This window comes from Chitinophagales bacterium (assembly GCA_019694975.1).
GTDB lineage: Bacteria > Bacteroidota > Bacteroidia > Chitinophagales > UBA10324 > JACCZZ01.
In genome coordinates, this window is the sequence record JAIBAY010000002.1 from 332,255 (window position 1) to 343,659 (window position 11,405).

Below are 11,405 nucleotides of genomic sequence, written 5' to 3' on the forward strand. Positions count from 1 at the left end.
TACTGTGCGAACGCAGGATCCACAAACACCCCGTGGATAGCTTACAGGATAAACTTCCTACCTGCGTTGATCAGTAAAAGGATTTAAAGATTTCAATGTCCGGAGATTTATTTGTAAAATAGTACCATAAAAAAAGCGAAGTATGAAACAACTGAATCCAAACTGGCTGACTGAGGGTTGGGTGGATTTTGAATACAAAAAATACCTGTTGCTCGCTTACCTGCAGAAAGTAAGTATTGACTTCGATGAAAGAAAGCTTTACCCGGTATTATCTGACCTGGTGATGCACTTCAACAACCTTATCACCATCAAACAAAACAAGACGTACGTTTCCAATTTCTTCCCGAAGCAGATCAGCAAAATTGATTTTGAAAATTTCAGATTGGAGTTTGAAAAACTCATCGCCGATGAAAAGTATATGGAAGAAGTGGAATCCATCATTGATTTCGCCATTCCGCTGATGCAACGATCGCTGCATGAAGGCAAAGAAATTTATAAAGAGGTGGAAGAGGATCTTACGATATTCCCGGTAGGTATTGTTTCGATCAATCCGGAAGCCGGTTACCTGCTGCTGTCAAAAAGCAACACAAGCGACACCCGAGTGTACAGTTACCTTATAACCATTTTCGAAAATGCCTATGAAAAATTCAGGGGTATTAAAACCGAATTTATCGGTAACTACGCCCATAGTTTTTCCAACACCTTTGAGGAAATAAAATTTCAGTTGATTAAAGATTTCAGGCAGTTGCCAAATCCTGCAGTTTATGTGATAACGTCAAAAATGGAATACCCATTAGACGAAACATTTTTGCCTGTTGCTAAAAGGACGTTTGTAAGATACCTCTACAACGAAGCGACTTGAGATACCCTTTAGAAAATGTTCAGCTTACCGATTAACGCGATTTCCAGCAACTGAAAATCCGGTTGGTCCGGCAGTTGGCATATCGGGCTTGACAGGAAATTAATTTATACAACAATCACAGGCATTACTGAGCCTGCGCAGAACTATCCGCTGATGCAGGCGCCGGAGGAAGATTGGGCATAGCAGCACCCGAACCAAGGTCTATGTTTTCCAACTCTGATTTCGGTCCGGTTGTGGTAGTGGCAGGTGTACCTATAAAAAAGAGGGTAGACAGGCTAAGCAAGCCAACGGCAACTATTAAAGTCCAGGTAGCCTTTTCAAGAAAATCTGTTGTGCGTTTCACGCCGAGAATCTGATTGGAAATTCCACCAAATGAAGAACTCAATCCGCCGCCTTTAGGATTCTGGATCAGCACGACCAGCATCAGGAGGATGCAGGCAATGATGATCAAAATGATGATGAAAGAATACATGATTATTTTTTGCTTTTTAACGCTTTAATGCGAGCGGCAAAGAAAAGGCTTTTTTCGGGAAATTTCAAACTGAGCCTTGCATAGGTACGAATGGCTTTATCGATCAGACCTTGTTCTTCGTAGATGGAAGCGAGTGTTTCGGTTACCAGTTCATCATCCATCTCAACACTTTTCCTGGCCAATTCTGCCGGTGAGCGCAACAAATCAGGTTTGGTTCCTGCTTCATGACGTATAGATGATACGATTCTGTCAATTGCATTCAGTTCCTCCAGCATGCCGGCTCCTATGGTTCCAATATCGCCAATTGCAGGTGTTTCTTCCGCTGCCGGAATTGATGAAGGCGCAACGGGCTTTTCTGCAGCTGCGACCGGCGAATCCTTGTTTTCAGGTTTAAAGAAACGCAGCCAGTCGATGAATGAATGTGATTTCCCTGGCAGGAATTGCCCCGGAACAGGAACATGTTCACTGAAACGAAGTGATGACTCGCCAGGCTCAGTGGCTTCTTCCGCAGCATTAACCTTTTCCATCTCTGCATCACCTGCTATGCTTTCCAACTGCATAATCGAGTCAAGTTCAGGAATGACTTCTATGGTCTCCGGTTCATCCGTATCCTCGGCTATTTCCATTGGCGTAAATTCAGCGCCACCTCCGGCCGACTTGTTGATTAATTCGAGTTCAGCTTCCCGCTCCGCCTCATCCTGCCTTAATACCTCCAACTCCAGTTCTTTCCAGGCTATTAAACCCTTGTCTCCCTCAACCATTTCGGCTTCTTCATTTTCAGTTTCAACCAGGAGTTTGGATTCTGCCGTTGAAATGTTACCGATTTCCAGCAACTTCAAATCCTGGTCGATGTCGTTTAAAATAAATTCCTCTTCTATAACGGTATTTGACTCAACTTCCGGATCCCGTTCTTCCGTAAAATTATATTCATCATTTTCTTCGTTCAGCAATTCATTCAGCGGAATATATTCCCCGTTACCGGCTGTTTCATTGGTCAGCATGAATTCCAAACCGTTCTCTTCCAACTTCAACTGACTGGCGTCCAGCCCAGGATCGTGAGCCGGCTGTAATGTTTCCTGTTCAGCATTTGAGGTTGCAGGAGGTGTAATACCTTCTTCTATAATAACAGCCTCATCCTGCATGTTATCCGGCAAAACTTTATTCTCACTTTTATCAACCGTAACCTCCTCTTCAGCGGTACTTAAAATTTGCTGTTTACGTTCATGAATGGAACGCAGTAAGCCATCCAGTTCAAGACTGTCAGCCGTATCAGATTTCTCTGCAGCAGCTTCCTTCACCGGTTCAACAACAGCGTCGTTACTGCCTGCAACTGTAGGCGGCTGATGCAAAAACATATACAGCTTCACGCGGTTGATGACATGCGCAGCGGCAAGATTTAGTTTCTCTTCGGCCAGGGGTTCGTTTTGCAGCAATGATTTACGTGCCAGCAGCAACCATGCTGTTTGAAAGTAGGGGTACTGGATAGTTAGTTGTTCAATAGCGGCACTGTCTTGCTCCAACAATGCAGCAGGCTGTTGTATCAGCTTCAGCAATTCATTTACATCCATGTTACCAGTTTACCACTGCTTTATTAAATACATCATCCACCAACTGCTCATTGATATCCTTTATCAGCTGATCCTGCACAACTGAAAGGTCTTTATTGCTATCATAGTCAGCATAGCGGGTAAAAGTACTGTTCCACGACTGCTTCTCATTCTGATGATTGATGTAATCAACACTTACTGTTATACTTAATCGGTTAACAGCCGCCACTTCATTGGCCTGCGGCGCCACGGGCGACACCTGGTAACCGGTAATTACCGCCTGGAATTCAAGGTCTCCGCTATTATCTACCTGTTTAAGATTAGTACTGGTTACAAACTTAAACCGAAGGGCCTCCGTCATTGAATTAGCAAGCGTAGCTACTACGATGGGCGCCTGATTGACAAACGGATGAACGGTGAATGTTTTCACATTCGGATCAATGGAAGCACCCGTAAAAGAATAGATACCACAGCCCACATCAGCCAGCAGCAAAACGGTTAGCAACAGTAATCTCATGGAAACAGGCATCATGTTACGGTGCTGCATCAGCCGGATGAATTGATATTTTACTATTCTGCGATCTTATATTCTTTAATCTTCCGATAAAGCGTCCTTTCTGAAATGCCAAGATCCCGTGCTGCATCCTTACGTTTCTGCCGGTGTTTTTTCAGAGCCCGCTGAATCATCTCCTTTTCTTTGTCCATTAATGAAAGTGATTCTTCCACTTCAATGGGTTTAACCTGGTTTGAATCAATCACTATAGGTTTATCCAACACCGGCGTTTTCTTTTCCGTGAATAATTCCGCCGGCTTTTCAATAGCCACCTCTCCGTTGTGCTGATCACCCGGCATGAGTCCGTACACCACCTTCTTCAGATCATTAATATCATTACGCATGTCAAACAATACCTTATACAGTATCTCTCTTTCTGAAAAGTCAGTATCATGATTTTTAGAAGATGCCAGCATTGGCAAGTTACTTTGCGCTGCGTTTGGTATAAATGCATGCAGTTCCAGTGCGGTAACCATCCTGTCTCTGGAGAGCACGGAAACCTGTTCTGCCATATTTTTTAATTCACGCACATTCCCGGGCCATGAATAATTAGTAAGCAATACTTTGGCTTCCTCATCCAACTGAATGGGCGAACGTTTGTATTTCTCCGCAAAGTCAATGCAAAACTTACGAAAGAGTACGGGTATATCTTCCTTCCTTTCACGCAGTGGCGGCACTGTAATCGGCACCGTATTTAAACGGTAATAGAGATCCTCGCGGAATCGGCCGACATGGACTCGTTCGAGCAGGTTTACATTTGTGGCAGCTATTACTCTAACATCTGTTTTCTGCACCTTGGACGAGCCCACCCTGATAAATTCCTGAGACTCCAGCACCCGCAACAGGCGGGCTTGCGTACCGAGCGGCAACTCACCGATTTCATCGAGGAATATTGTTCCGCCGTTGACGGTCTCAAAGTATCCTTTACGTCCCTCATGCGCTCCGGTAAAGGATCCTTTTTCATGACCGAATAATTCAGAATCAATCGTTCCTTCAGGAATAGCTCCACAATTAACCGCAATAAACGGATTGTGCTTTCTCGGGCTCAGCTGATGGATGATCTGCGAAAAGACCTCCTTCCCTACACCGCTCTCGCCGGTGATTAATGTACTGAGATCTGTCGGCGCCACCAGGATGGCAACGTTCAGTGCCTGGTTTAGTCCGGGCGAATTGCCAATGATGCCGAATCGTTGCTTTATTGATTGTATCTCCACTTTCTATTTCAACGTGTTGGATGATTGAATGTTTGATTGCGCAGGCCGTTTTCCCTTACAAAGAATTTGTTCAGGATGATAGATGCTGAGCTGTAATCCGATCTTGTCGCCGTTCAAATTTTCCAGGTTATCAATTTCTGTCCGGCGCATCATTTGATCTGCTATCAATTTCATATTTCTTCAACAATTAAACCATATGCACTACTTCGCCCATTAAGGTTGCGGAGGTGAAAGATTGCACCTTCACATTTACATAGTCGCCCACCAGCACATCGCCTTTCGGAAAGATGACAACCTGGTTTTGTGTTGTTCTGCCAAACAAATGATCTTCAGACCGCTTTGAAATTCCTTCGGCCAGCACTTCATACACCCTGCCAATGTCCTGCATATGTAAGATCCGTTGCTGCTCATGCTGCAAAGCAACAATTTCCGCAAGACGCCTGCTCTTTACATCAGCAGGTACATCATCCGTAAATTTTTTCTCTGCCGGTGTACCCGGGCGTTCTGAATAGCTAAACATGTAAGCAAGATTGTACTTCACTTCCTTCATGATGCTGAGGGTTTCCTGATGATCGGATTCCGTTTCGCTGCAGAAACCAGTAATGATATCGGTAGAAATTCCGCAATCCGGCAGTATTTCACCTATTGAACGGACTCTCTCCAGGTACCATTCGCGGTCATAGGTTCTGTTCATCCGTTTCAGCACGGCATTACTGCCCGACTGCACCGGCAGGTGAATGTGTTTGCAGATATTATGCGAGGCGGCCATGGTATGCAATACTTCATCCGTAATATCCTTCGGATGGGAAGTGGAGAACCTCACACGCAACAATGGATGTACACGGGCAACCTGCGCAAGGAGTTGCGCAAAATTCATGGTATTGTTGCTCTCCGGATGTTGCCAATGGTACGAATCTACATTTTGTCCGAGTAAGGTTACTTCACGATAACCCTGATCAAACAAGGCACGGACTTCAGCCACAATAGTGTCTGGATTACGGCTTCGCTCCCTGCCCCGCGTAAAAGGCACCACGCAGAAAGAACACATATTATTGCAACCGCGCATGATGGAGATAAATGCAGTAACCCCATTGCTGTTAAGCCGAACAGGACTGATATCAGCATACGTTTCTTCCCGTGACAGCCAAACATTCACCGATCTTTGTCCTTCGTCGGCTTTGGCTATAAGCAGTGGTAAATCCCTGTAGGCATCCGGGCCTACCACCATGTCCACAATTTTTTCTTCTTCCAGAAATTTTGATTTAAGCCGTTCGGCCATGCAGCCCAGCACGCCGATTATGGCATCGGGATTATGCTGTTTCACCTTCTTAAATTCCGACAGCCTTTGACGTACGCGTTGCTCTGCATTTTCGCGGATAGAACAGGTATTGATCAAAACAAGGTCTGCACTATGAAAGTCATTTGTGGCGGAAAATCCTTCCTGCATCAGGATAGATGCAATGATTTCTGTATCGCTGAAGTTCATGGCACAACCATAGCTTTCGATATAAAATCTGCGCTGTGCCCGGGCCTGTGTAATCAGTTCCTTCAATGCAAAAGCTTCGCCCTGACGGTTTTCATCGTGGATCTTCGTGTAAGTATCTAAGGCAAACGGCATTTGTCGTTTAAAAATGAAGGCCAAATATAGCTATTTTGAAAGGCATAACAGACAACCTCGCCGTGGCAGGTTGCTATCATTCCGTAAATCGATGGCTGGTTACTTGTATGCATGCATCAATGGCTGCAGATCGTATTCACCTTGCATTGACACAATGAATATTTCCCGCAGGGACAGCGTTGATGATCATGGCTGTAAAAAACAATAGGCAACGGAAAATAAAATGCGGGATAAGAGAACGGGTAATAATTCATTGATCCCGGAGAATTACGGGAGGCATATCTGGCAACCTGTAACGCCTGCTACTCTTTTACAAATCTGCCGGTAGCCATTCCACCCGCAGTTTGCACTTTCAGCAAATAAATACCAGGTGCAAGACCTGAAACAGGAATGGCGGTAACATGGATGCCTTCGTTCAGGTGATTAAAAGGAGCACTGCTGATCAGTGATCCCCGGATATCGTAAAGTTCAAACAAAGCAAAGCTGCCGACCTTCATGGTAACTTCCACATTAAGCTGCTCATTAACAGGATTGGGAAACATCCGAAGAGAAAAAGGTGTGGGTGATATTGCACTGCTTCCTGAAACCAGGCTGCTGTCGAGCACTACATTCTCGTCACCGGGCATATACTCAGTAAAAGCAAAAAATCCAATCATCATCTCATCGGTAGTATGTTCTCCTGCACTCACATCCTGCGGAGGATTGCTTGGGTTATCCGGATTATTGGTTGTATTGTCGTAGGTAGCTTCCGCCCAGAAAGTGGAACCGCTGAATACAGGAATCAGTTTCTGATAGTTATAGAAACCCTGCCAGTGAAAACTCCATTTCGGAATGTCAATCAACGGTGTGATGGCACCGCTGCTGCTTTCAGTCCATGATTTGAAAGAACTACCGATGCGGTGCATATGCGGAAAGACGCCGATGAGTGACACATTATAACCATTGAGGTCATACGATTCATGAAATGTTTTGACCGTATTGGCAGGAATAAATAAGGGGCCGTCCGTCATTCCGAAAAAATATTGCAGTACAGCATCTACATACACCTGCCTCACCATTGGATAGTCGGTAAATTTAAGGTTTATCGCTGTTGAATCACTCTGATTTAAACTGCCGGGAGCATAGTGAATTTCCACTACGTAATCAAAGTTCGATTCAATCTTGATACCCATGTTTTCCGGCAAGCTGAACAGACCGCTGCCGGGTGCCCATGCACCAATGAGCGAAGCAAAAATACTGGCCGGCATAGTTCCATTGCTCTCGAAGCCGGGCAAAGGATCGAGATCGTCAAGGGTTTGAGAAATATTGGTTGGATCAGCCCATATCACAATGTGATGTACGATGGCATTGTTACCGGGCAGATATTCTATCTGCTTCAGGTATTTTCCGGCACTTGCTCCTGCGGGAATAACGAAGCTGCGGTATTGATCAATGTCGGAGGAAACTGTCCATTCAGGGAGCTTCAGTGTCTGATCAATTTCAGTCATTTGCGAAATGGAAGTAAAAACCGGAGGCGCCGGAGCCGTTGCAAGATCGCCGGAAGGGTAACCTGCATTCACCCAGTCGGCTATAGTCGTCATCTGATCGGCGGAAAGGAAGCGTTCATTCTGAAAATGTACATAGTCAGGATTTGGTTTCCACGGGGGCATCAGCTTTGCCGCCACCTGTGTCGCAATCCCATATCCGTTAGTGAGTGCATCATCATACGACATGAGCGGGAAAGGTCCGATACCGCCTTCACGATGGCAACTGCTGCAGTTATCATAGATGATAGTTGCCACATCACTGCTCCAGGTGGGTTCTTGTGCCCGCAGCTGCATTGCGGAAAACAGGGTATACAGCAACAGTATATTTCTTTTCATGTGATTTACCAGGGATTATTTAAAGGAAACAATAACAGGGTGTTGCGAAACTAATCTTTTTTCAAGAATAGCATGCCGATAAATTGATTGCCACCGGCATGAACTGCAACAATAAGGTCACTATAGTATGGCCAAAATTCAAACGCTTGTTTAACTTAAACATTTGTTTAAATTTGCGCCCGCATAAAAAACATGACCGGTAAACGGGAACAAATACTGTGTGTCGCCGAAGAACTCTTTGCCGAAAAGGGGTTTGAAGGAACATCCGTCAGGGAGCTTGCCAGAAAAGCATCCATCAACATAGCCATGATTTCTTATTACTTCGGCTCCAAGGAAAAGCTTTTTGAAGCCATCGTGGAGTTCCGCACCAGCTATATCCGTGAAAAGCTGAAGCGCCTCAACCGCGATACTGTGCTGGATCCTTTTGTCAAAATGGACACAGCCATTGACTTGTACGTTGAGCGTATCTCCGCGCTCCCTCATTTTCATAAGATACTGCATCATGAACTGATGTTGCAACAACGGAGTAACATGCATAAAGCCATTACAGACATACTCCTGAGAAATTCAAAGGAGATGCAGAAGCTGATCATCGAAGGACAGCAGCTGGGATACTTCCGTGCGGCGGATGCTCAATTGCTGATTATTACCATCATCGGCACCATCAATCAATGCACCATATCCAATGCCTTAAGCAGCCGTCTGCTTAAGCTTGGCAATGCGTCGATTTTTGATGCACAGCCAAAAAAAAGACTGAAGAATTATCTGAAAGCCCTGGTACGTTCTTACCTGTATAAATAAATTTCATTTTCCAATCATAACTATTACGCTGGTAATATGAAAGTTTTCTCAATAAAAATTATCGCCTCTCCGGTGATTTTTTTCATGAGCCTGCCACTCATTTCACTGACACGTTTGCTGGCACAACCTGCTCCCACAATCAGTTTAACGGAAGCGGTTCAAATGGGTATGCAAAACAGCCGTCAATTGCAGATCACACAGGCAAAAGCTGCAGCAGCCGATGCAAAAAACAAAGAGACATATGACCTTGCCTATCCCATGGTCAATTTGTCCGCAAGTTATTCGCGGCTGAGCGAAGTACCGGCCTACCTTATTCAATACCCGGGTGAAACGGAGGCACATGAGTTGTTCCCGGTTTACCTGAACAGCTACCAATCCAGGCTATCAGCCAGTGAACTGGTTTTTGCAGGACTGCGATTGAAATACGGCAAGTCGTCAGCAGATTATCTTAACCTCGCTGCTGCCATGGATGTTGACAAGGATAAAGATGAAGTGGCATTTAACATCGTTGCAGCCTACTTTAATATTTACAAACTGATGCAGGGTGTAACCATTATTAATCAAAACCTTGACCTCGTAAAACAAAGGATTAAAGAACTGCAGGACGGTGAAAGAGAAGGTATCGTATTGCAGAATGATGTTGTGAGGGCACAACTGCAACAATCAAATTTTGAGCTTTCAGCCATTGACGCCGACAATGCCTTGAAAACTGCCGTTTATAACTTTAACCTGCTCATTGGTATCACTCCACCCGAAACGCAAACACAAATTGATACCGGCAGCTTATTTACGAATCCTTCGCTGAAAACACTCGATGAATACCAGCTGATTGCTGCCACCACACGTTCCGATCTTCAGTCACTGAAAACGCGCAACCTTGCGGCGATGAATAACCTGGTGGTTGAGCAGAAAGATTATTGGCCAACTGTTTTTGTTGGCGGCAATGTGTATTACGGAAATCCCAACACCCGTTACATCCCGCCTGTTGATCAGTTTAAATTAACATGGGACATCGGCGCCAACCTCAACTGGAACCTGACTACGCTATTCACCAATAAGCACCAGGTTGCAGAAAACAAGGCCATCGTGCTACAGGGCACAACTGCTTATGATCAGCTCAGTGATGCCATTAAATCAGATGTGTACTCCAGCTATCTCGGCTATTCAGAATCGACCGAGAAGCTCAGGACACTGGAGAAAGCACAGGCGCAGGCAACGGAGAATTATAATTTGATGAATTCAAGATACAATAACAGCGTTGCACTCTTCAGCGACCTGATCGACGCACAATCTTACCTCCTGCTGGCACAAATCAACTATGCGCTTGGAAAGGCAGATGTACAGGTAGCTTATTACAAATTACTGAAAGCAACAGGAACCATTCAATAAAACATTCAGGAATCAATCAAACGCACGCTACATGAAAGCAAGCAAATCAAGAAGAATAATACTCCCGGTCATACTGGGAATTATAGTAGCCGGTGGTATCGGATATGGCATCAGTCAATACTTTTATTCCTTACACCATGAATATACCGATGATGCGCAGGTTGACAGTGATATCAGTCCGGTTGTTACACGCGTTACCGGCTACGTCGACAGTATTTATTTTGAAGAAAATCAACCCGTGAAAAAGGGACAGCTACTGATTAAGCTGGACGACCGCGACTTGCGCATCAAGGTACAGCAGTCGCAGGCTGCACTCGATAATGCTATGGCAAATGTTACCGTTGCACGGGCCAATCTGACTGCCAGCCATGCTGGCAATGATGCCGCCAAAGCCAATGTTGAGAACGCAAAAATTAAATTATGGAAAGCCACACAGGATTTCCAGCGTTATCAAAACCTGTTGGCTGACAAATCCACAACACAGCAACAATTTGATGCCGCTAAGGCTGAAAAAGAATCAGCTGAAGCGCAACTGCAGCTTGCCGAAAAACAACTCGTTACCGGTAACGTTCAGACAAAAGTTACTGCAGAACAGATATTGGTGGCACAATCCAACGTAGAAGCAAAGCAGGCAGAACTCGATTATGCTGTGCTTCAGTTATCCTATGCAACCATTAAGGCACCGGCTTCAGGCATAGCATCTAAAAAAACCGCACAGCCCGGGCAGCTGGTACAGGCCGGGCAGACCCTTTTCACGATAGTGGCTGATTCAAATGTTTATGTGGTCGCTAATTTCAAAGAAACACAACTTGACCGGATGAAGGTTGGACAGCATGTATCTATTAAGGCAGATGCTTTCCCGGGCAATGACCTGGATGGAGCTGTCTATTCTTTCTCACCGGCCACGGGTGCAAAATTTTCATTGCTGCCACCTGATAATGCCACCGGTAATTTTGTAAAAGTCATTCAGCGTGTGCCGGTAAAAATCAAACTTGCCCATTCAGCGGAGCAGTCGCAACAATTGCGGCCCGGCATGAGTGTCAGGGTAACCGTTGATCTGTAACGGCAGCCGCATTCCTGATCATGA

The 11,405-nt window shown here is 45.1% G+C and carries 10 protein-coding genes; 4 read left to right on the forward strand and 6 right to left on the reverse strand.

From position 1 onward, the window contains the following. Nucleotides 1-142 precede the first annotated feature (142 nt). Nucleotides 143-862 carry a hypothetical protein gene (locus tag K1X61_04645; protein ID MBX7107917.1) on the forward strand — a complete coding sequence of 240 codons (720 nt, stop codon included), beginning with the start codon at nt 143-145 and terminating at the stop codon, nt 860-862. A 124-nt stretch (nt 863-986) separates the two neighbouring features. Here K1X61_04645 and secG read toward each other — a convergent pair whose 3' ends face one another. The 6 genes from secG to K1X61_04675 all read right to left on the reverse strand — a co-directional run bounded on the left by secG (nt 987) and on the right by K1X61_04675 (nt 8,128). Continuing rightward, nucleotides 987-1,334 (reverse strand): preprotein translocase subunit SecG, encoded by a 348-nt coding sequence (gene secG / locus K1X61_04650; GenBank protein MBX7107918.1) that lies wholly within the window; start codon nt 1,332-1,334, stop codon nt 987-989. Nucleotides 1,335-1,336: 2 nt separating this feature from the next. Continuing rightward, the gene (locus tag K1X61_04655; GenBank protein ID MBX7107919.1) at nt 1,337-2,902 is read right to left on the reverse strand and encodes a hypothetical protein; all 1,566 of its coding nucleotides are present in this window, start codon (nt 2,900-2,902) and stop codon (nt 1,337-1,339) included. A 1-nt stretch (nt 2,903) separates the two neighbouring features. Next, nucleotides 2,904-3,398 carry a hypothetical protein gene (locus K1X61_04660; GenBank protein ID MBX7107920.1) on the reverse strand — a complete coding sequence of 165 codons (495 nt, stop codon included), beginning with the start codon at nt 3,396-3,398 and terminating at the stop codon, nt 2,904-2,906. A 53-nt stretch (nt 3,399-3,451) separates the two neighbouring features. Next, a complete protein-coding gene (locus tag K1X61_04665) occupies nt 3,452-4,648 on the reverse strand; it encodes a sigma-54 dependent transcriptional regulator (protein ID MBX7107921.1) in 1,197 nt (398 codons plus the stop codon). A 187-nt stretch (nt 4,649-4,835) separates the two neighbouring features. Beyond that, the gene (gene miaB / locus K1X61_04670; protein MBX7107922.1) at nt 4,836-6,266 is read right to left on the reverse strand and encodes a tRNA (N6-isopentenyl adenosine(37)-C2)-methylthiotransferase MiaB; all 1,431 of its coding nucleotides are present in this window, start codon (nt 6,264-6,266) and stop codon (nt 4,836-4,838) included. A 302-nt stretch (nt 6,267-6,568) separates the two neighbouring features. Further along, the gene (locus K1X61_04675; GenBank protein MBX7107923.1) at nt 6,569-8,128 is read right to left on the reverse strand and encodes a T9SS type A sorting domain-containing protein; all 1,560 of its coding nucleotides are present in this window, start codon (nt 8,126-8,128) and stop codon (nt 6,569-6,571) included. A 192-nt stretch (nt 8,129-8,320) separates the two neighbouring features. Between K1X61_04675 and K1X61_04680 the strand changes: the two genes are divergently transcribed. From K1X61_04680 to K1X61_04690, 3 genes are read left to right on the forward strand one after another with little or no spacing between them, the layout of a single operon-like run. Then, nucleotides 8,321-8,929, forward strand: coding sequence for a TetR/AcrR family transcriptional regulator (locus tag K1X61_04680; GenBank protein ID MBX7107924.1), 609 nt, complete (start codon nt 8,321-8,323; stop codon nt 8,927-8,929). Nucleotides 8,930-8,965: 36 nt separating this feature from the next. After that, nucleotides 8,966-10,318 carry a TolC family protein gene (locus K1X61_04685; GenBank protein MBX7107925.1) on the forward strand — a complete coding sequence of 451 codons (1,353 nt, stop codon included), beginning with the start codon at nt 8,966-8,968 and terminating at the stop codon, nt 10,316-10,318. Between the two features lie 31 nt (nt 10,319-10,349). After that, on the forward strand, nt 10,350-11,381 hold the full coding sequence (locus tag K1X61_04690; protein MBX7107926.1) for an HlyD family secretion protein: 1,032 nt from the start codon (nt 10,350-10,352) through the stop codon (nt 11,379-11,381). The last annotated feature ends 24 nt before the right edge of the window (nt 11,382-11,405 follow it).

Coding starts and splice junctions, on each gene's coding strand:
- K1X61_04645 (MBX7107917.1), top strand. CDS start 143: ATGAAACAACTGAATCCAAACTGGCTGACTGAGGGTTGGGTGGATTTT.
- secG (MBX7107918.1), bottom strand. CDS start 1,334: ATGTATTCTTTCATCATCATTTTGATCATCATTGCCTGCATCCTCCTG.
- K1X61_04655 (MBX7107919.1), bottom strand. CDS start 2,902: ATGGATGTAAATGAATTGCTGAAGCTGATACAACAGCCTGCTGCATTG.
- K1X61_04660 (MBX7107920.1), bottom strand. CDS start 3,398: ATGAGATTACTGTTGCTAACCGTTTTGCTGCTGGCTGATGTGGGCTGT.
- miaB (MBX7107922.1), bottom strand. CDS start 6,266: ATGCCGTTTGCCTTAGATACTTACACGAAGATCCACGATGAAAACCGT.
- K1X61_04675 (MBX7107923.1), bottom strand. CDS start 8,128: ATGAAAAGAAATATACTGTTGCTGTATACCCTGTTTTCCGCAATGCAG.
- K1X61_04680 (MBX7107924.1), top strand. CDS start 8,321: ATGACCGGTAAACGGGAACAAATACTGTGTGTCGCCGAAGAACTCTTT.
- K1X61_04685 (MBX7107925.1), top strand. CDS start 8,966: ATGAAAGTTTTCTCAATAAAAATTATCGCCTCTCCGGTGATTTTTTTC.
- K1X61_04690 (MBX7107926.1), top strand. CDS start 10,350: ATGAAAGCAAGCAAATCAAGAAGAATAATACTCCCGGTCATACTGGGA.